Origin of the sequence: Belnapia sp. F-4-1, assembly GCF_000802185.1 — a bacterium.
Taxonomy (GTDB): domain Bacteria; phylum Pseudomonadota; class Alphaproteobacteria; order Acetobacterales; family Acetobacteraceae; genus Belnapia.
Genome location: NZ_KN676113.1, coordinates 4,592,032 through 4,611,147, shown reverse-complemented (window position 1 = coordinate 4,611,147; position 19,116 = coordinate 4,592,032). Strand labels below are relative to the sequence as shown.

The following is a 19,116-nucleotide window of genomic DNA, read 5'->3' as shown; positions in this document are numbered from 1 at the left end:
CAGCATGGATGAGCGCGAGGCCGCACAGGCCACGGCGCTGGCCCTCCAGGTCGCGCATGCCCGGGCCCATGCGCCGCACTACGCCGCATTGCCGGACGGGCCTCTCGCCAGCCTCCCGGTGACGCGAAAATCCGAGCTTCTGGCGCAGCAGTCGGCCAACCCGCCTTTCGGCGGCGTGGCGGCAACGCCGTTCGGTCAGCTCGCCCGCGTCTTCGCCTCGCCCGGACCGATCTATGAGCCCGAGGCTGCAACGCCCGACTACTGGCGATATGCGCGGGCGCTGCATGCGACCGGCCTTCGCGCCGGCGAGCTGCTGCACAACTGCTTCGCCTACCACTTCACGCCCGCAGGCAGCATGTTGGAGAGCGGCGCGCGGGCGCTTGGCTGCCCGGTCTTTCCGGCCGGCACCGGCAACACGGAATTGCAGGCCCAGGCTGCGGCACAGCTGCGGCCGCGCTGCTACAGCGGCACGCCGGACTTCCTTAAGACCATTCTGGAGAAAGGCGACGCACTTGGCCTCGACCTTTCGTCGCTGACGCTTGGCCATGTCACAGGCGGCGCCTATTTGCCGAGCCTGCGAAGCTGGTATGCGGAGCGCGGCCTCACCGTGCTGCAAAGCTACGGCACCGCTGATCTCGGCCTCATCGCCTATGAGAGCGAGGCGCGCGAGGGGCTCATCATCGACGAAGGGGTCATCGTGGAGGTTGTTCGGCCAGGCACCGGCGACCCCGTCCCGGATGGCGAAGTCGGGGAGATTGTCGTCACGACCTTCAATGCGCATCATCCACTGATCCGGTTCGCCACCGGCGACCTGTCCGCCATCCTCCCTGGGCAATCATCATGTGGCCGCACCAACCGGCGTATTCGCGGCTGGATGGGGCGCGCAGACCAGGCAGCCAAGGTGCGTGGCATGTTCGTGCGGCCGGAGCAGGTCGCGGCGGTCCTGCGCGCCGTGCCGAGCGTGGGCAAGGCACGACTTGTCATTTCGCTCGATGGCGAACGCGATATGATGGTGCTGCGCGCCGAGGCGCCGTCCGAGGCGGCTCCTGCACTGGCAGACGCCTTGCACGCCACGACGAAACTGCGCGGCCAGGTCGAATGCGTCGCGCCCGGGACATTGCCGAATGATGGCAAGGTCATCGACGATGTGCGTCCGGTGCCGGGCTGATGCTGCCGCAGGGGAGCAGCTACGACGCGATCCGCAGCGCCTTCCGGTGGAAGGTGCCCGATCGCTTCAACATCGCCGCAGCCTGCTGCGATCGTTGGGCGGATGGCAGCGGGCGCGTGGCGCTGCTGCATCTCCGCGCCGATGGCGGCACGGACCGCATCAGCTTCGATCTGTTGCAAGCTGAGAGCAACCGGCTGGCCCATGTGCTGACGGCTCATGGCGTCCGTCCCGGGGACCGGGTGGGTGTGCTGCTGCCGCAGGTGCCGGAAGCCGCGATCGCACATCTTGCCATCTACAAGCTCGGTGCCATCGCGGTACCGCTGTTCCAGCTGTTCCAGGCGGAGGCGCTGGAGTACCGGCTGCGCGATTGCGGCGCCATGGCGCTCGTAACCGACGCGGTCGGGCTGGCGAAGCTGTCGGGCCTGAACCTGCCGGCGTTGCGGCTTGTGCTGAGCGCGGATGGGGCAGGGCAGGGCGCCCTTGACCTTCGCCTGGAGATGGCGCGGGCAAGTGATGCCTTCGTCACGTGGGATACGGCAGCCGACGATCCCGCCGTCATCATCTATACTTCGGGTACCACGGGCGCGCCGAAAGGGGCGCTGCATGCGCATCGCGTGCTGCTTGGCCATCTGCCCGGTGTCGAGATGCCGCAGGATCTCTTCCCACAGCCGGGCGACCTGTTCTGGACGCCGGCGGATTGGGCCTGGGTCGGCGGCCTGTTCGACGTTCTCCTGCCGAGCCTCTATCATGGCGTGCCCGTACTTGCGCATCGCATGGCAAAATTCGATCCGGAATTCGCCTACAGGCTGATGGCCCAGCATGGCGTGCGCAACGCCTTCCTGCCGCCGACCGCGTTGAAGATGCTGCGCATGGTGCCGGACCCGATGCGCTTCGGAGCCCGGCCGCGAAGCATCGGCAGCGGCGGCGAGACGCTCGGCGCCGAGTTGCTCGATTGGGGGCGCGCGACCTTCGGCTGCACGATCAACGAGTTCTACGGCCAGACCGAATGCAACCTTGTTATTTCCTCCTGTGCCGCGTTGATGCCCGCGCGGCCCGGCTGGATGGGCCGTGCGGTGCCAGGGCACGAGGTCGCGGTGGTCGATGCCGAGGGCCAGGTGCTGCCGCCCGGCCAGCATGGCACCATCGCCATCCGCCGGCCCAATCCGGTGATGTTCCTCCGCTATTGGAACAAGCCCGAGGAAACAACGGCCAAATTCGTTGGCGACTGGCTGCTGACCGGCGACCAGGGCGAGCAGGACGAGGAAGGCTGGTTCCGCTTCATCGGCCGCGATGACGATGTCATCACCTCCGCCGGCTACCGCATCGGCCCGGGTGAGATCGAAGACTGCCTTGCCGCGCATCCCGCCGTCGCGATGGCCGCCGTCATCGGCCTGCCCGACCCGCTACGCACCGAAGCGGTCACCGCCATCATCCTTCCGGCGCCTGGTGTCGCCGCAGACGATGCCTTGGCCCGTGTCCTGCAGGACCACGTGAAGACGCGGCTCGCGGCGCATGTCTATCCACGCGCGGTCCATTTCACCGATGCGCTGCCGCTCACCGCCACCGGCAAGGTGATGCGCGGCGAGTTGCGGCGCCGCTACACCAGGGGAGAGGGCTGATGCCCGGCAATGTCACCATCCCGAGCCTCGATCATGGGCTTGGCGAGGAGATCGATGCGCTGCGCGACAGCGTGCGCGGCTTCGCCGAGGGCCGCATCGCGCCGCTCGCCGCCGAGATCGATCGCACCGACGAATTCCCTCGCCACCTTTGGCCGGAGATGGGCACGCTCGGCCTGCATGGCATCACCGTCGATGAGGAACACGGCGGCGCCAATATGGGCTACCTCGCCCATTGCGTGGCGATGGAGGAGGTAAGCCGCGCCAGCGCCTCGGTCGGCCTGTCCTATGGCGCTCACTCCAACCTCTGCGTCAACCAGATCGCCCGCAACGGCAGTACGGAGCAGAAGCACCGTTACCTGCCGAAGCTCATCAGCGGTGAGCATCTTGGCGCACTGGCGATGAGCGAGCCCGGCGCCGGCTCGGATGTCGTCTCGATGCGGCTGCGGGCGGACAAGCGGGGTGATCGATACATCCTCAATGGCACCAAGCTCTGGATCACCAACGCGCATTATGCCGAGACGCTTGTGGTTTATGCCAAGACCGACCCGGAAGCCGGGCCGCGCGGCATCACCGCCTTCCTGATCGAGAAGGGGTTCAAGGGCTTCCGTCCGGCGCAGAAGCTCGACAAGCTCGGCATGCGCGGCTCGCCGACCTCGGAACTGGTCTTCGAAGAATGCGAGGTGCCGGAGGAAAACGTCCTCGGCCGCGTCAACGAGGGCGTGCGGGTGCTGATGTCCGGCCTCGACTACGAGCGCGCCGTGCTCGCCGCCGGGCCGCTCGGCATCATGCAGGCCGCTCTCGACGTCGTCGTGCCCTATATCCACGAACGGAAGCAATTCGGCCAGCCGATCGGCGAGTTCCAGCTCATCCAGGGCAAGGTGGCGGACATGTACACGGCGTTGAATGCCTGCCGGGCCTATGTCTATGCCGTGGCCCGGTCCTGCGACCGCGGGCAGACGACGCGGAAGGATGCGGCCGGCGCCATCCTCTTCGCCGCCGAAGCGGCCACCCGCATCGCCCTCGATGCCATCCAGATTCTTGGCGGAATGGGATACATCAATGAGACCCCGACCGGGCGGTTGCTGCGCGACGCCAAGCTCTATGAGATCGGCGCCGGCACCAGCGAGATCCGCCGCATGTTGATTGGCCGCGAGCTGTTCCGCGAGACGGCATGAGCATCCTTACCTCCTCCGTCGATACCCGCGGCACGGAGTTCCGTGCCAATGCCGAGGCGATGCGGGCGCTGCTCGCGGAACTCGCCGAGCACACCGCGCAGGCTGCGCTCGGCGGGCCCGAGGCGGCTCGGCAGCGCCACGCCTCCCGCGGCAAGCTGCTTCCGCGGGAGCGCGTCGAGCGGCTGCTCGACCCGGGCGCACCCTTCCTCGAACTGTCGCCGCTCGCGGCGCATGGCCTGCATGGCGGCGAGGTTCCGGCCGGCGGCATCCTTACTGGAATCGGCCGCGTCGCGGGACGTGAATGCATCATCGTCGCCAATGATGCGACGGTGAAGGGCGGCAGCTACTACCCGGTCACGGTGAAGAAGCACCTGCGGGCGCAGGAGATCGCGCTGCAGAACCGCCTGCCTTGCCTCTATCTCGTCGACAGCGGCGGCGCCAACCTGCCGAACCAGGACGAGATCTTCCCAGACCGCGAGCATTTCGGCCGCATCTTCTACAACCAGGCCAATATGTCGGCACTCGGCATCCCCCAGGTCGCCGTGGTGATGGGCAGTTGCACCGCTGGCGGTGCCTATGTCCCGGCGATGTGCGACGAGGCCATCATCGTCAAAGAGCAGGGCACCATCTTCCTCGGCGGCCCGCCTCTCGTGAAGGCAGCGACGGGCGAGATCGTCAGCGCCGAGGATCTCGGCGGCGCCGATGTCCATACGCGCCTGTCCGGCGTTGCTGACCATTTTGCACTGGACGACATGCATGCGCTCGGTCTCGCGCGGCGCATCGTCGGCCGGCTGGGTCGGCAAGCACGGGCCGGCCTCGATCTCGCCGCGCCGGTGCCGCCACGCTACGATCCGGCTGAGCTGCACGGCATCATCCCGCAGGATGTGCGCCAGCCCTACGACGTGCGGGAAGTCATTGCTCGCATCGTCGACGGATCGGAGCTGGACGAGTTCAAGGCGCGCTACGGCACGACGCTGGTTTGCGGCTTCGCCCGCATCTGGGGCCATCCGGTCGGCATTCTCGCCAATAACGGCATTCTCTTCTCGGAAAGCGCCCAGAAAGGCGCCCATTTCGTCGAACTGTGCAGCCAGCGCGGCATCCCGCTGCTCTTCCTCCAGAATATCGCCGGCTTCATGGTCGGGCGGAAATACGAGACGGGCGGCATCGCCAAGGATGGCGCCAAGCTCGTCACCGCTGTCGCCACCACCGCCGTGCCGAAATTCACCGTGCTGATCGGCGGCAGCTTCGGCGCCGGCAATTACGGGATGTGCGGCCGGGCCTATTCGCCGCGCCTCCTCTTCACCTGGCCGAACAGCCGCATCAGCGTCATGGGCGGGGAACAGGCGGCAAGCGTGCTGGCCACCCTCCGCCGCGATAATATCGAGGCGAAGGGCGGCCAATGGACGGCCGGAGAGGAAGCCTCGTTCAAAGCGCCGATCCGCGCCCAGTACGAGGCGCAGGGCTCGCCCTATTACGCCACCGCGCGGCTCTGGGACGACGGCATCATCGACCCGGCGCTGACGCGCGATGTGCTCGGCCTCGGCCTTTCCGCCGCCTCCAACGCGCCGATCGGGGAGACGCGCTTCGGCGTGTTCCGCATGTGATCAAGACGCTCCTCATTGCAAACCGCGGCGAGATCGCCTGCCGCATCATCCGCACGGCCCGCCGGATGGGCATCCGCAGCATCGCCGTCTTCTCCGAGGCGGATGCGAAGGCGCAGCATGTGCTGACGGCCGATGCCGCCTGGCCGATCGGCGGCTCGCGCGCGGCGGAGAGCTATCTCCGCACCGACCGCATTCTCGCCGCGGCGAAGGAGAGCGGCGCAGAAGCCATCCATCCCGGTTATGGTTTCCTTTCGGAGAATGCCGACTTCGCCGAGGCCTGCGCCGCCGCCGGCATCGCCTTCGTCGGCCCGCCGCCGGCGGCCATCCGCGCCATGGGCAGCAAGGCAGAATCGAAGCGGCTGATGGAGGCCGCCGGCGTCCCCATCGTCCCCGGCTACCATGGCGAGGCGCAGGAGGAGGCGCGGCTGGCCGAGGAGGCGGCGCGCATCGGCTTCCCCGTGCTGATCAAGGTTAGCGCCGGCGGCGGCGGCAAGGGCATGCGCCCGGTCCTGCGTGCCGAGGATCTCCCCACCCAGCTCGCCGGCGCCCGGCGCGAAGCCAAGGCCGCCTTCGGTGACGACCGCGTGCTGCTGGAGCGCTACCTGCAGAAGCCGCGTCATGTCGAAGTGCAGGTCTTCGCCGACAGCCACGGCAGCACCATCCATCTCCATACCCGCGACTGCTCCGTGCAGCGCCGCCACCAGAAGGTGCTGGAGGAGGCGCCGGCGCCCGACCTGCCGGAAGCGCTCCGCACCCGGCTGCACGAGGCCGCCATCGCCGCGGCGCGGGCGGTCGGTTATGTCTCGGCCGGCACGGTGGAGTTCATCGTCGAGGGCGAGGACGCCTTCTTCATGGAGATGAACACCCGGCTCCAGGTCGAGCACCCCGTCACGGAGATGGTGACCGGCCTCGATCTGGTCGAATGGCAGCTCCGCATCGCCGCCGGCGAGCGGCTGCCGCTCGGCGCAGCCCCGGCGCCGCACGGCCATAGCGTCGAGGTCCGGCTCTACGCGGAGGATCCGGCGCGGGACTTCCGCCCCTCCACCGGCCCGTTGCGGCGCTTCCAGCTGCCATCGCCGGCGCCTGACCTGCGGATCGAGAGCGGTGTCGTCGAGGGCGATGCCATCACCCCGTATTACGACCCGATGATCGCCAAGCTGGTTGCCTGGGGGCCGGACCGGCCGGCGGCGCTCGCCCGGCTCTCGGCGGCGTTGGCGGAGTGCCGCATCGCCGGCATCACCAGCAATCTCGGCTTCCTCGCGCGCCTTGCCGCGCATCCGGCGATGCTGGCGGGAGAGCTCGATACCGGCTTCGCCGGACGCCACGCCGCCGCGTTGCAGCCGCCGCCTGGCCCGGCGCCGCGCCTTGCCCTCGCTGCCGCGGCGCTCGACGCCTTGCTGCCACCCGCTGCCCCATCCCCGAACCCCTGGGACCGGCAGGATGGCTGGCGCCTTCAGGGGGCTGGCTCCCGCCTGCTGGTGCTGGCGGATGCTGAGGCGGTGCACCGCCTGCGACTTACATCTTCAGGGGCGGGATGGGCCGGCGACCTGCCAATCGCAGGGCGCCGCTTGGCGGATGGCGCCTTGCAGGTGGTGCTCGACGGCACCGCGCATCGCGTCCCCATCCTGCGCGACGGCGAGGCAGTGCAGGTGATGCTGCCCGAGGGCGAATGGACCCTCCGCTGGCTCGATCCCTACGCCCCCCCGGGCGGTGAGGCCGCCGGCGCCGGCCGGCTCTCCGCGCCGATCCCCGGCCGCGTCGTCCAGGTGCTTGTCCAGCCCGGCGAGTCCGTCACCCGCGGCCAGGTCCTCGCCGTGCTGGAGGCGATGAAGACCGAGCTCCGCATCACCGCCCCGGCCGATGGCGTGGTCGCTCATATCGGCTGCGCGCCCGGCGACAGCGTGGAGGAGGGAGCCGAACTCGTCACCCTGGCCGCCGCCGATTGACCTCGCCCGGGGATGGGTTTCTCGTAGCGGAGGAACCCTTTCCGGAACGGGATGAACGTCCTCAACGAAACCCGCCCCGCGATGCCCGCGGCGAGTCACGGTCCGGCAAGACGGCGCCGGTGGCTCCGCCGGCTGCGCTGGCCGGCGCTGGTCCTGGCCCTGCTGCTCCTGGCGCTTGGGGTGAACTGGTGGCTGCTGGTCGGACGATGGCTGGAATCGACCGACAACGCCTACATCCAGGGCGACATCGCCACCCTCGCGCCGCGGATCGAGGGCCATATCGCCGCCATCCTGGCGGCCGACCACCAGCGCGTCGCCGCCGGCGACGCGTTGATCGAACTGGACCAGGGCCTGTGGCGCGCCCGGCTGGCGGAGGCAGAGGCCACGCTCGCCGAGGCGGTGGCCGGCATGGCGACGCTCCGCCAGCAGCTCACCCAGCAGCGCGCCCAGATCGACAATGCCGAGGCCCAGCTCGAGCAGGCCCGCGCCGAGCAGATCCGCGCCCTGGCCGAGGCCCGCCGCGCCGGCACGCTCGTCGGTGCCGGCTGGACAAGCCGTCAGGCCAATGAGCGCGCGGTGGCGGACCAGGGCAAGGCCGATTCCGCCGTCGCCGCCGCTCTCGCCCAACTGAGCATCGCCCGCCAGCAACTCGACGTGCTGGAGGCGATGCAGCTCCAGCAGCAGGCCCGGCGCGACCAGGCCGCCGCCGCTGCCGAGCGCGCCCGGATCGACCTCGGCAACACCGTCATCCGCGCGCCCTTCGACGGCATCGTCGGCAACCGCGCGGCGCAGCTCGGGCAGTTCGTCCGCACCGGCCAGCAACTGATCGCTGTCGCGCCGCTGCCGGAGCGGCAATGGGTGACGGCGAATTTCAAGGAGACGCAGTTGCCGCGCTTCCGCCCTGGCCAGCCGGTGCGGCTCGCGGTCGACGCCATCCCCGGCCTTGCGTTGCAGGCGCGGGTGGAGAGTCTCGCCCCCGCCACCGGCGCGCTCTTCAGCCTGCTGCCACCGGAGAATGCAACGGGGAACTTCACCAAGATCGTGCAGCGCGTCCCCGTTCGCCTCGCCCTCGACCCGGGCGAGGCGGCGCAACTCGCCCTGCTGCGCCCTGGCCTCTCCGTCACCGCCGAGGTGGATACCCGCGCGGATCCCTCCGCCCCGCGCAGCCTCTGGTCCGCGGCCGCAGCCCGCCTGGGGGCTTGGCGCACCGTACCGTGAGCGGTCCGAGCCTCCGCCACCGCATCGGTTTCGGCGCCACAGTGGTCGGGCTGTTCATGGCGATCCTCGACATCCAGATCGTCTCCGCCTCGCTCGCCGAGGTGCAGGCCGGTCTCGCCGCCGCGCCGGATGAGGCAAGCTGGATTCAAAGCAGCTACCTCATCGCCGAAATCGTGATGATCCCGCTCTCGGGCTTCCTGTCGCGCGCCCTCTCCAGCCGCGTCCTCTTCACGCTGTCCTGCGCCGGCTTCACCCTCTTCTCCGGCGCCTGCGCCCTGGCCGACACCCTGCCTGCCATGGTCGTCGCCCGCGCGCTGCAAGGCTTCGTCGGCGGGGCGATGATTCCCGTCTGCTTCTCCACCAGCTTCCTGCTCTATCCCGGCACGGAGCGGGTGAAGATCAGTGTACTCATCAGCCTGACCGCGACCCTGGCGCCCACCATCGGCCCGAGCCTCGGCGGCTGGCTGACGCAGGCGCTGTCCTGGCACTGGCTCTTCCTCATCAACCTGCCGATCGGCGCCGCCGTCGCCGTGACCGCCTGGCTCACCCTTGACATCGACCGGCCGGAGCCCGGCCTGCTCGCCCGCTTCGACTGGTGGGGGCTGCTGTTCATGGCGGGCTTCCTTGGCTCCGCCGAATACGTGATGGAGGAAGGTCCGCGCTGGGGCTGGTTCGACGACGCGGAGATCACGCATCTTGCCATGCTTTGCGCCCTTTGCGGCGCGCTTTTCCTTTGGCGCGCCTTCACCCGCGCCGAGCCGATCATCGAGCTCCGTGCCTTCCGCAACCGCAATTTCCTGATGGGTTGCCTGCTGAGCTGCGTCGTCGGAGTGGGGCTCTATGGCCTCGTCTATGTGCTGCCGCTCTTCTTCGCCCGCGTCCGCGGCTACGACTCGATGCAGATCGGCGAGACGCTTTTCATCACCGGCCTCTGCATGTTCCTTTCGGCGCCGCTTGCCGGGCGGCTGGCGAAGCTCATGGACCTGCGGCGGCTGCTGGTCCTCGGCATGCTGCTCTTCATCGCCTCATGCCTCTGGATTGCACGGCTGACCAATCTCAGCGGCTTCTGGGAGATGGCGGTGCCGCTCGGACTGCGCGGCACCGCGATGATCTTCATGTTCATGCCGATCAACCAGATAGCCTTCGGCACCCTGCCGCCGGCCGAGATCAAGAACGCCGCGGCGCTCTACAACCTGATGCGCAACCTGGGCGGTGCGCTCGGCTTGGCTGCGATCAACAGCATCGTCACCTGGCGCGGCGCCGCACACCGCCAGCACCTGACGGAGCAGCTGGGCTGGGCACGGCCCAACGTTCCCGTCTGGCTCGACAACCTCGCAGCGCGCATCGCCCTCGTCCAGCCGGATGTGCCGGCCGACCTTGCGGCGCTCAGGCGGTTGCAGGGGCTGATGCAGCGGGAAGCGCTGGTGCTCGCCTACAACGACGTGCTGATGCTGATGGCGATGCTCTTCCTGCTCGCCATTCCCTGCGTTGCCATCGTCGCCCGGCCGCGAACGGGGCCGGGCGGCCACTGAGCCTCACCGCATCCGCAGCGGGTTCCGCAACAGCAGCCCGGCGCCCCGCAGCGCGATGCCGAGATGCAGCGCCTCCGGCATCGCCGCATAGGCCTGGGCCGGCGGGACGTAGCGCAGCAGCAAGCCGAGCGCCTGGCTGCGGCAGCCCCGCTGCGCCAGCGCCATGGCAAGCAGCAGTTCCGCTTCACTCGGTGTCGCCCGCGGGCAGAGCGGGCAGGCGATGCCCGGTATGCCGCTGGCGCTCACCGCCCGCATCAGCGCATCGAGTGGGCGCAGCGCCGCTACGGCATCCTCGGCGATGAAGGGCAGGCGCATCGCCGCAAGGGTCGCGGCACCCGTGCGGGCGGCCAGCGCCCAGCGGCGCATGCCTTCCAGCAGCAGCGCCTCGGCGGGCGGCAATTCGGCGGTCTCAGTATCGGCCCAGGGCCAGGCGGGAAGGCCATGTGTCGCCATTTCGCTCTCTCCGACGCAGGGGGGAGAAGCTATCGCAACTGAGAACCATTCGCAAATATGCGGTTGCCCCTCACCCTATCGTGCCCGGCGGCGTAGCGGGGTTGGCGATGCCTCTGACTCGTCGTCCTCCACCTCCAGCCGCTCTGCCGCCGGGCGCCAGACGGCCTCCCAGCGCCCCGGCCGCCCAGCGCGGCAGCGCAGCAACTCCAACCGCCATCGCGGATCGCCGAGGCCGGCGCTGCCGCCACCGACGTGCCAGCGCGTCGCCACGCCCGAATCGCCCGCGTCCCGCCGCAGCAGTAGGCCGAGGCCGCCGCCGGTCCCCGCCGCCTGCTGCAAGCGCCGTGCGGCTATCGGCTCCACGCCATCAAGGCAGAGAACGGCGCCGGCCATGCTGGAGCTGCCAAGGCCTTCCTCCATTGCCCAGAGCGCATCCTCCGGCCGCACCGCTCGCACCAGGAGCAGGTCCGCGGGCGAAAGGCCGAAGCGGCCGAGCCCGGCCGGGAAATCTTCGGCCGCGATCCAGAGCAGGCTGCCGCCTGCGGCGGCCGCGGCTCGTGCCAGCAACAGGGCGCAGAACTCGGCGCCCGCTTCCGGCTCTTCCGCCAACACCTCGTGCAGCGCCGCCCACGGCAGGCCACCACCGGGCAGTGCGGCGTTGATCGCGGGACAAAGCGCAAGCCCACCGGCTGGGCTCGCATGCCGCGCAGGCCGCGCCGCCAGCGCCGCACGCAGGGCAGGGCGATCGAGCAGGGGCAGGGGGGTGTCGTCGGGGGGAGGGTTCATGTCGGGTTCGTCTTATGTTCCGGTGCGAGGCCCCTCGTGGTCAATCGCAAAGCGCCCGATGCGGGATCGCAATGTCGCCAACCCCCTTGAATCCAGCCCCGGGCCGCGCGCAGATCATCCGGACGCCAGGAGATAGAATTGCATGAGCCCCACGCCGCCCGACCGAATCGTGGCCCGAACCGTGGACGGCCTCGCCGGTGCCATCGGCAGCACGCCCCTCATCCGCCTCAGCCGTGCCAGCGCTGCGACAGGCTGCGAGATCCTTGGCAAGGCGGAATTCATGCAGCCGGGCGGCAGCGTGAAGGACCGCGCCGGCCTCGGCATTATCGAGGACGCCGAGCGTCGCGGCCAGCTCATCCCCGGTGAGCCGGGCATCGTGGTCGAGGGAACAGCCGGCAATACCGGCATCGGCCTCACCCTTGTCGCCAATGCGCGCGGCTACCGCTCCATCATCGTCGTGCCGGAGACGCAGGCGAAGGAGAAGCTCGATTTTCTCCGCATGATCGGCGCCGACCTTCGCCTGATCCCGCCGAAACCCTACCGCGACCCGGGGCATTACGTGCACACCTCGCGCCGCATCGCGGAGGAGCTGGCCGCCGAGGGGAAGCGCGTGGTCTGGGCCAACCAGTTCGGCAATCTCGCTAATGCCGCCGCGCATGAGGCGACGACTGGTCCCGAAATCTGGGAGCAGACCGGCGGCCGCATCGATGCCTTCACCTGCGCCTGCGGCACAGGCGGCACGCTGACCGGTGTCGCACGCGCGCTGAAGGCGCAGAAGCCCGACATCCGCATCATCCTCGCCGACCCGATGGGCAGCGGCCTCTACAGTTGGGTGAAGACCGGCGAGGTGAAGGCCGAAGGCAATTCCATTACCGAGGGCATCGGCCAGGCCTCCACCGTGCCGGGCAACCTGGAGCAAGGCCGCGCCCTCATCGACGATGCCGTGCAGGTGACCGACCCGGTGGCGCTGGAACAGGTCTACGACCTGCAACTCCATGAAGGGATTTCGGTTGGCGGGTCCGCCGGCGTCAATGTCGCAGCTGCGATCGCAATCGCGCGTCAGATGGGGCCGGGTCACACCATCGTCACTATCCTTTGCGATGGCGGAGCGCGCTATCAAAGCAAGATCTTCAACCCGGCGTTTCTGCGCGAGCGCGGCCTGCCGGTACCAACCTGGCTCGAATAGGGGCGGTCCCATGGAAATCCTCGAACTCGCCCGCACGATCCGGTCGCGCGACCCGGCTCGCCCGACCTGGATCGAGGCCGTCACCTGCTACGCGGGACTGCACGCGGTGCTGCTGCACCGCCTCGCCCATCGCCTCTACCGCATGGGCTTCCGCACCTTGGCGCGCGCCGTGTCGCACACCAACCGCTTCATCACCGGCATCGAGATCCACCCCGGCGCCACCATCGGCCGTCGCCTCTTCATCGACCACGGCATGGGCGTCGTCATCGGCGAGACGGCAGAGATCGGCAATGATGTGCTGATCTACCACGGCGTCACACTGGGTGGCCTTTCCGGGCAGCCTGGCAAGCGCCACCCCACCATCGGCAACGGCGTGGCGGTCGGCGCCGGCGCGCAGGTGCTCGGCCCCATCCGGGTCGGCGACAATGCCCGCATCGGCGCCAATGCCGTGGTCGTCGCCGAGGTGCCGGTCGGCGAGACCGTGGTCGGCATACCCGCCCGTCCGCCGCAGGAGCTTCACGTGTTGCCGACCCGCAGAGCGCCGAGCCCCGGCTACGGCCTGCTGGACGCTCCCTGCGACCCGGTAGGGGAGGAACTCGCCGAGCTGCGCGCCGAGGTTGCCATGCTTCGCAACGAGATGGCCCTGATGCGTGGCCAGCAGCGGCAGGTAAACGTGTCAGCCGCCGAATAGCGGCTGGAACTGGCGGCGTTGCGCCCTATCTCCTTCCCCGCAACATGGAAGGGAGAGAGCCCATGGCGAGTATCCATCGCAGCGCCAGCGCGCACTGGCAGGGCAGCGGCAAGGAGGGCACCGGCAGCCTCACCACCCAGTCCGGCGTGCTCAAGGACAGCCAGTACGGCTTCAAGACCCGCTTCGAGAACGGCCCCGGCACCAACCCCGAGGAGCTGATCGCCGCCGCCCATGCCGGCTGCTTCACCATGGCGCTCGCCTTCCAGCTTTCCGGCGCCGGGCACGAGCCGCAGGCGCTCGATACCTCCGCCAAGGTCTCGCTCGAGCAGGAAGGCGCCGGCTGGAAGATCGCCGCGGTGGCGCTGACCCTGAAGGCCAAGGTTCCTGGCCTGTCGCAGGAGGAGTTCCGGAAGCTCGCCGATGCCGCCAAGGCCGGCTGCCCCGTCTCCAAGGTGCTGAACGCCAGCATCACCCTCGACGCCACGCTGGACTCCTAGGCTACACTCCCCGTCAAGAAAGGGGAGGACTCCATGACCGAGACAGGCGCGCGCGCCCGGCGCAACACCATCGGCGATGCGCTGGGGCGCGCGGCGGGCCGTTTCCACGACCGCCAGGCGCTCCGCTACGCCGACCGCGCCTGGAGCTATGCAGGTCTGGATCAGGCCGCCACCCGCATTGGCCGCTGCCTGCTGGCATCGGGCCTCGCACCTGGCGACCGCGTCGTCGCCTATGGCCGCAATTCGGATGCCTACCTGCTGCTTTGGCTCGGGTGCGCCCGGGCCGGCCTCGTGCATGTGCCGATCAACTTCGCCCTGACGCCGAAGGAGGTCGAATACGTCCTTCGCCAGTCCGGCGCCTCCTTGCTGCTGCACCAACCGGCGCTGGCCGCTGCGGCCGAAGCCGCCCGCGCCGCCGTGCCGGGCGTTCGCGCCGGCACCATCGACGCCGGGGAAGGGCCGCTCGACATCCTCGCCGCCGCGCTCGACCCGCGCTGGGATGAGGACGAGCCGCTGGGCGAGGCGGTGCGGGACGAGGATCTGGTGCAGATCATGTACACCTCCGGCACCACCGGAGCGCCGAAGGGCGCGATGATGTCCCATCGCGGCCTGCTTGCTGAATATGCCAGCTGCATCATCGAGCTGGAGATGCAGCGCGACGACCGCTCGCTCGCCGCCCTGCCGCTCTACCACACGGCGCAGATGCACGCCTTCACCATGCCGCAGCTGCTAGCCGGCATCCCGACCCTGCTGATCGACGCCCCCGTCGCCGCCACCTGTCTCGAGCTGATCGAGCGCGAGCGCATCACCGCCTTCTTCGCCCCGCCGACGGTCTGGATCACCCTGCTGCAGCACCCGGATTTCGGCACCCGCGACCTTTCCTGCCTGCGCAAGGTCTATTACGGCGCGAGCATCATGCCCGTGCCCGTGCTGCAGGAGCTGCGCGCCCGTCTCCCCGGCTCGCGCCCCTACAACTGCTATGGCCAGACCGAGATCGCCCCGCTGGCGACCGTCCTCCGCCCGGAAGAGCACGAGGCTCGCCCCGGCTCCATCGGCCGCCCTGTCCTCAACGTCGAAACCCGAGTCGTCGATGTGGAAATGCGCGACGTGGCGCCCGGCGAGCGCGGCGAGGTCATCCACCGCTCGCCGCAGCTCCTGCTCGGCTACTGGAACATGCCGGAGGAAACGGCCCGCGCCTTCGAGGGCGGCTGGTTCCATAGCGGCGATGTGGCGACCGTCGACGAGGAAGGCTATCTCGCCATCGTCGACCGCACCAAGGACCTCATCAACACCGGTGGCGTGCTGGTGGCGAGCCGCGAGGTGGAGGAAGCGCTCTTCACCCATCCCGCCGTCGCCGAGGTTGCCGTCATCGCGGTCCCCGACCCGAAATGGATCGAGGCCGTCGCCGCCGTCGTCGTCCCCCGCGCCGACGCGCCCCCCGATATCGAGGCCGTGCTTCTCGCCCATGCACGTGGGCTGCTCGCCCCCTACAAGCTGCCGAAGCGCATCATCATCGCCGAGTCGCTGCCGAAGAACACCGCTGGCAAGCTGCTGAAGCGGGAGCTCCGGCAGATGCATGCCGGCACGGCGAGCGGCGCCCTCGGCGCAGGGTGACGCGCGCCCGCCGCCTCGCTATGGTCGTGCGCCACGAGAGGGGACGGAGACCAGGGCATGACGCAGGCAAGGCGGACCGAGGCGCGGCTCGGTGGGCACATCCTGGCCGACGCGCTGGTGGCGCAGGGCGTTAGCCACGCCTTCTGCGTGCCCGGCGAGAGCTATCTCGACCTGCTCGACGGGCTCTACGCCCAGCGCAACCGAATCCAGCTCGTCACCTGCCGCTTCGAGGCCGGTGCCGTTCACATGGCGGAGGCTTATGGCAAGCTGACCGGCAAGCCCGGCGTCGCCATCGTCACGCGGGGCCCGGGTGCCTGCCATGCGGCGATCGGCGTGCATGTCGCCTACCAGGACTCCACGCCGCTGGTGCTGCTGATTGGCCAGATTCCCTTCGAGGAGACTGATCGGGAGAGCTTCCAGGAGGTCGACTACCGCAAGATGTTCGCGCCCCTCGCCAAGTGGGTGACGCAGATCGACGACGCCGCGCGCATCCCGGAGCTGATGGCGCATGCCTTCGACGTCGCCACCTCCGGCCGCCCCGGCCCGGTGGTGGTGGCGATCTCCGAGGAGATGCAGAAGGAGATGGTGTCGGCTCCGGATATCGGCCCCGCCCAGGTCGCCCCCGCGCATCCCTCGCCCGCCGCCATGGAGCGGATGATGGCGATGCTGGCCGGGGCGAAGCGTCCGTTCGCCGTGCTCGGCGGTGGTGGCTGCTGGACGCCGGAAGGCCGCGCCGATATCCGCGACTTCCTCCGTGCCAACGACATCCCTGTCGCGGTCAGCTTCCGCCGTCAGGGCCTATACGACAACACGCTGCCGAATTTCGTCGGCGACCTCGGCGTCGGCGCCGATGCCACGCTGGTGGCGAAGGCACGGGAGTGCGACCTCTTCCTCGCCATCGGCACCCGCATCGGCGAGACCGTGTCGCAGGGCTACACCCTCTTCGACATGGCTGGCGGCACGCCGATCATTCACGCCTATCCCGACCAGTCGGAGATCGGCCGCGTTTATCGCCCGGCCCTCGGCATCACCACGGACATGAACGCCTTCGCTGCTGCCGCGAAAGCGCTGCCACCCATCGCAAGTCCCGCCTGGGCCGGCTGGCGCGCCGAGCTGCGCGCCGCGCGTGAGGCGCAGGCGAAGCCGGGCGAGTACGAAGGCCCGCTCAACCTCGCCGTCGCCCTCCAGGCGCTGGAGAAGGCGCTGCCGCCTGATACCATCTTCACCACCGACGCCGGCAATTTCGCCACCTGGCCGACGCGCTTCATGCATGTCTCGGAAGGCCAGGACTTCCTCGGCCCGACGAATGGCGCCATGGGCTACAGCGTGCCGGCCGCGATCGGCGCCAAGATCGTCCATCCCGGGCGGACGGTGATCTCCTTCGTCGGCGATGGCGGCTTCCTGATGACGGGCCAGGAGATCGCCACCGCCTTCCACCATGCGGTCAATCCCATCATCCTGGTCTTCAACAACCAGATGTACGGCACGATTCGCATGCACCAGGAACGGCACTATCCTGGCCGCGTCTCCGCCACGACGCTCACCAACCCGGACTTCGCCAAGTTCATCGACAGCTTCGGCGGCCATGGCGAGGTGGTGGAGGCGACCGAGGAGCTGGTGCCTGCCGTGCAGCGTGCGATCGCCTCCGGCAAGCCGGCGGTGGTGGAGGTGCGGACCAACCCGGAGCAGGTGACCAACCGCTCGACCATCGCCCAGCTGCGCGAGCAGGCGCGCAAGGCGGCGGCCAAGGCGCCGGCCGCGCAGCCGGCGCGGGTGCCGGCGCCGCGGCGCGTCGGGCCGCGGACGCGGTAAGGCGGCGGGGACTTATCGCCCTACCGCATAACCCTGCATGCCTCGCGGGTTGGCGCCCGCGAGGATCTGGCCATCCGCCTCCAGCCGCGCTCCGGTGAGCCGTCCCTCGGACCACTCGCCGCCCATCTCGGCGGCATGGCCGCGGGACGTCAGCTCATCGAGCACCGCCGGCGCGTAGCGTCCCTCCAGCACCAGCTTCCCCGGCTGGGCGCCGCGCGGCCAGAAGCTGCTGATCCAGTGCTCGCTATGGAAGCTCGGCAGGTCGATCGCCTGCTGGATGCCAAAGCCATGGTCGAGCATCCGCGCCAGCATGATCGGCTGCCACTGGTCCTGCTGCTCGCCGCCCGGCGTGCCAAAGCTCATCCAGGGCTTGCCCTCGCGCAGCACCAGGCTCGGCGACAGCGTCGTCCGCGGCCGCTTGCCGGGCTTGAGCCCATTCGGCAGCGTCTCGTCCAGCCAGAACATCTGGCAGCGCGAGCCGAGGCAGAAGCCGAGGCCGGGTATCGCCGGCGAGCTTTGCAGCCAGCCGGCCGAAGGCGTCGCGCTGACGAAATTGCCCCATTGGTCGATCACGTCGATATGGCATGTATCCCCGCCCGAGGCACCGAGGCGGGAAACCGTCGGCTCGCCCGTCCCGGCCGCCATGGTGAGCGCCCCAGCCCGTTGCACCGCGGCCGCGTAGTCCGTCCGTGGCGCCCGCCCGTCCGGCGAGCCGGGCCGGAACTCGTTATTCGCCTCGCGCCCGATCAGTGCCCGCCGTGCGGCATTGTACTCGGCTGAGAGCAGCGCCCCCATCGGGACATCGGTGAAATCCGGATCGCCGTAGAAGGCCTCGCGGTCGGCGAAGGCGAGCTTCATCGCCTCGGTAACAGCGTGGACGAACTCCGCCCCAACCGGGTCCATTCCTGCCACATCGAGCCCATCGAGCAGGGCGAGGGTCTGGAGCATCGCCGGCCCCTGGCTCCAAGGCCCGCATTTCAGCACGGCATGCCCGCGGTACTGCCCGGCAAGCGGCTGCTCCACGCTCGCCCGCCAACCGGCCATGTCCTGCCCCGTCAGCAGCGCATGATGCCGCCGGCCGGACGTGTCGAGCGCAGCGAACTCGCGGCCGAAGCGGTCGATCGCCTCGGCGACGAAACCGCCATACCAGATGTTCCGCGCCGCCTCGATCTGCCCCTCGCGATCGCTGCTCGCCGCCTCCGCCTCGCGCACCACCCGCGCATAGGTTTCGGCCAGGTCCGGGTTGGTGTAGAGCCCGCCCGGCGTGATCCCCTTCAGCCAGAGCGCGGCCGAGGTCTTCCACTCCGTCTCGAAGAGCGGCCGCACCGTCTCGATCGTCGCGCAGATGCGCCCGACCACATGCGCCCCGCGCGCCGCGTAGCCGATGGCGTAGTCCAAGACGTCGCGCAGCCGCCAGGTGCCATGGTCACGCAGCATCAGTGCCCAGGCATCGAAGGCGCCGGGGATGGGCGCGCAAAGGAAGCCGGTCCCCGGTACGATGTCGAGGCCCAGCTCGTCCTTCAGCTTGCCGACCGTCATCGCCGCCGGCGCCGGCCCCTGGCCGCAGATCACCTGCTGCGCGCCGAGCTTCGCGCTGTGCAGAATGATCGGGCAGTCGCCCCCCGGCCCGTTCAGATGCGGCTCGACGATCTGCAAGGTAAAGCCGGCGGCGCAGGCGGCGTCGAAGGCATTGCCGCCCCGTTCCAGCACGGACATTCCGACCTGCGAGGCGATCCAATGCGTCGTGGCGACGGCGCCGAAGGTGCCGGCGATCTCGGGCCGTGTCGTGAACATGCTGTGGTCTTCTCCGAGGGA

The 19,116-nt window shown here is 69.5% G+C and carries 15 protein-coding genes; 12 read left to right on the top strand and 3 right to left on the bottom strand.

What is annotated here, in order from left to right:
- The first annotated feature begins 4 nt into the window (after window positions 1-4).
- From LH62_RS21775 to LH62_RS21745, 7 genes are read left to right on the top strand one after another with little or no spacing between them, the layout of a single operon-like run.
- Window positions 5-1,168, top strand: a complete 1,164-nt coding sequence (locus LH62_RS21775; protein WP_052215036.1) for an AMP-binding protein — start codon at window positions 5-7, stop codon at window positions 1,166-1,168.
- Window positions 1,168-2,787, top strand: coding sequence for an acyl-CoA synthetase (locus LH62_RS21770; RefSeq protein WP_043364212.1), 1,620 nt, complete (start codon window positions 1,168-1,170; stop codon window positions 2,785-2,787). The genes LH62_RS21775 and LH62_RS21770 overlap by 1 nt, the downstream gene beginning before the upstream one ends.
- Window positions 2,787-3,962 (top strand): isovaleryl-CoA dehydrogenase, encoded by a 1,176-nt coding sequence (locus LH62_RS21765; RefSeq protein WP_043364211.1) that lies wholly within the window; start codon window positions 2,787-2,789, stop codon window positions 3,960-3,962. Before LH62_RS21770 ends, LH62_RS21765 begins: the two co-directional genes overlap by 1 nt.
- Window positions 3,959-5,566, top strand: a complete 1,608-nt coding sequence (locus tag LH62_RS21760) for a carboxyl transferase domain-containing protein (protein ID WP_043364210.1) — start codon at window positions 3,959-3,961, stop codon at window positions 5,564-5,566. Before LH62_RS21765 ends, LH62_RS21760 begins: the two co-directional genes overlap by 4 nt.
- Window positions 5,563-7,512, top strand: a complete 1,950-nt coding sequence (locus LH62_RS21755) for a biotin carboxylase N-terminal domain-containing protein (protein WP_043364209.1) — start codon at window positions 5,563-5,565, stop codon at window positions 7,510-7,512. Before LH62_RS21760 ends, LH62_RS21755 begins: the two co-directional genes overlap by 4 nt.
- A 51-nt stretch (window positions 7,513-7,563) precedes the next feature.
- The gene (locus LH62_RS21750; protein WP_052214800.1) at window positions 7,564-8,730 is read left to right on the top strand and encodes an HlyD family secretion protein; all 1,167 of its coding nucleotides are present in this window, start codon (window positions 7,564-7,566) and stop codon (window positions 8,728-8,730) included.
- The gene (locus LH62_RS21745) at window positions 8,727-10,262 is read left to right on the top strand and encodes a DHA2 family efflux MFS transporter permease subunit (RefSeq protein ID WP_043364207.1); all 1,536 of its coding nucleotides are present in this window, start codon (window positions 8,727-8,729) and stop codon (window positions 10,260-10,262) included. Before LH62_RS21750 ends, LH62_RS21745 begins: the two co-directional genes overlap by 4 nt.
- A 3-nt stretch (window positions 10,263-10,265) precedes the next feature.
- On the opposite strand, the gene LH62_RS21740 is transcribed toward LH62_RS21745, so the two are convergent.
- Window positions 10,266-10,715, bottom strand: a complete 450-nt coding sequence (locus LH62_RS21740) for a hypothetical protein (RefSeq protein ID WP_043364205.1) — start codon at window positions 10,713-10,715, stop codon at window positions 10,266-10,268.
- Between the two features lie 75 nt (window positions 10,716-10,790).
- Window positions 10,791-11,501, bottom strand: a complete 711-nt coding sequence (locus LH62_RS28640; protein WP_052214796.1) for an ImuA family protein — start codon at window positions 11,499-11,501, stop codon at window positions 10,791-10,793.
- A gap of 142 nt (window positions 11,502-11,643) precedes the next feature.
- Between LH62_RS28640 and LH62_RS21730 the strand changes: the two genes are divergently transcribed.
- The 5 genes from LH62_RS21730 to LH62_RS21710 all read left to right on the top strand — a co-directional run bounded on the left by LH62_RS21730 (window position 11,644) and on the right by LH62_RS21710 (window position 17,301).
- Window positions 11,644-12,687, top strand: a complete 1,044-nt coding sequence (locus LH62_RS21730; protein WP_052214794.1) for a cysteine synthase A — start codon at window positions 11,644-11,646, stop codon at window positions 12,685-12,687.
- A 10-nt stretch (window positions 12,688-12,697) separates the two neighbouring features.
- Window positions 12,698-13,378 carry a serine O-acetyltransferase gene (cysE, locus tag LH62_RS21725; RefSeq protein ID WP_052214791.1) on the top strand — a complete coding sequence of 227 codons (681 nt, stop codon included), beginning with the start codon at window positions 12,698-12,700 and terminating at the stop codon, window positions 13,376-13,378.
- 62 nt (window positions 13,379-13,440) lie between these two features.
- Window positions 13,441-13,875, top strand: coding sequence for an OsmC family protein (locus LH62_RS21720; protein ID WP_043364203.1), 435 nt, complete (start codon window positions 13,441-13,443; stop codon window positions 13,873-13,875).
- Window positions 13,876-13,908: 33 nt separating this feature from the next.
- On the top strand, window positions 13,909-15,489 hold the full coding sequence (locus LH62_RS21715) for a fatty acyl-CoA synthetase (RefSeq protein WP_043364201.1): 1,581 nt from the start codon (window positions 13,909-13,911) through the stop codon (window positions 15,487-15,489).
- Window positions 15,490-15,546: 57 nt separating this feature from the next.
- Window positions 15,547-17,301, top strand: coding sequence for a thiamine pyrophosphate-dependent enzyme (locus LH62_RS21710; protein WP_082012714.1), 1,755 nt, complete (start codon window positions 15,547-15,549; stop codon window positions 17,299-17,301).
- A gap of 12 nt (window positions 17,302-17,313) precedes the next feature.
- Here LH62_RS21710 and LH62_RS21705 read toward each other — a convergent pair whose 3' ends face one another.
- Window positions 17,314-19,095, bottom strand: coding sequence for a gamma-glutamyltransferase family protein (locus LH62_RS21705; RefSeq protein WP_043364199.1), 1,782 nt, complete (start codon window positions 19,093-19,095; stop codon window positions 17,314-17,316).
- Between the last annotated feature and the right edge of the window lie 21 nt (window positions 19,096-19,116).

What these genes read in the sequence shown, in the direction of transcription:
- LH62_RS21775 (WP_052215036.1), top strand. Translation starts at nt 5, where the DNA reads ATGGATGAGCGCGAGGCCGCACAGGCCACGGCGCTGGCCCTCCAGGTC.
- LH62_RS21770 (WP_043364212.1), top strand. Translation starts at nt 1,168, where the DNA reads ATGCTGCCGCAGGGGAGCAGCTACGACGCGATCCGCAGCGCCTTCCGG.
- LH62_RS21765 (WP_043364211.1), top strand. Translation starts at nt 2,787, where the DNA reads ATGCCCGGCAATGTCACCATCCCGAGCCTCGATCATGGGCTTGGCGAG.
- LH62_RS21760 (WP_043364210.1), top strand. Translation starts at nt 3,959, where the DNA reads ATGAGCATCCTTACCTCCTCCGTCGATACCCGCGGCACGGAGTTCCGT.
- LH62_RS21750 (WP_052214800.1), top strand. Translation starts at nt 7,564, where the DNA reads ATGAACGTCCTCAACGAAACCCGCCCCGCGATGCCCGCGGCGAGTCAC.
- LH62_RS21740 (WP_043364205.1), bottom strand. Translation starts at nt 10,715, where the DNA reads ATGGCGACACATGGCCTTCCCGCCTGGCCCTGGGCCGATACTGAGACC.
- LH62_RS28640 (WP_052214796.1), bottom strand. Translation starts at nt 11,501, where the DNA reads ATGAACCCTCCCCCCGACGACACCCCCCTGCCCCTGCTCGATCGCCCT.
- LH62_RS21730 (WP_052214794.1), top strand. Translation starts at nt 11,644, where the DNA reads ATGAGCCCCACGCCGCCCGACCGAATCGTGGCCCGAACCGTGGACGGC.
- cysE (WP_052214791.1), top strand. Translation starts at nt 12,698, where the DNA reads ATGGAAATCCTCGAACTCGCCCGCACGATCCGGTCGCGCGACCCGGCT.
- LH62_RS21720 (WP_043364203.1), top strand. Translation starts at nt 13,441, where the DNA reads ATGGCGAGTATCCATCGCAGCGCCAGCGCGCACTGGCAGGGCAGCGGC.
- LH62_RS21715 (WP_043364201.1), top strand. Translation starts at nt 13,909, where the DNA reads ATGACCGAGACAGGCGCGCGCGCCCGGCGCAACACCATCGGCGATGCG.
- LH62_RS21710 (WP_082012714.1), top strand. Translation starts at nt 15,547, where the DNA reads ATGACGCAGGCAAGGCGGACCGAGGCGCGGCTCGGTGGGCACATCCTG.
- LH62_RS21705 (WP_043364199.1), bottom strand. Translation starts at nt 19,095, where the DNA reads ATGTTCACGACACGGCCCGAGATCGCCGGCACCTTCGGCGCCGTCGCC.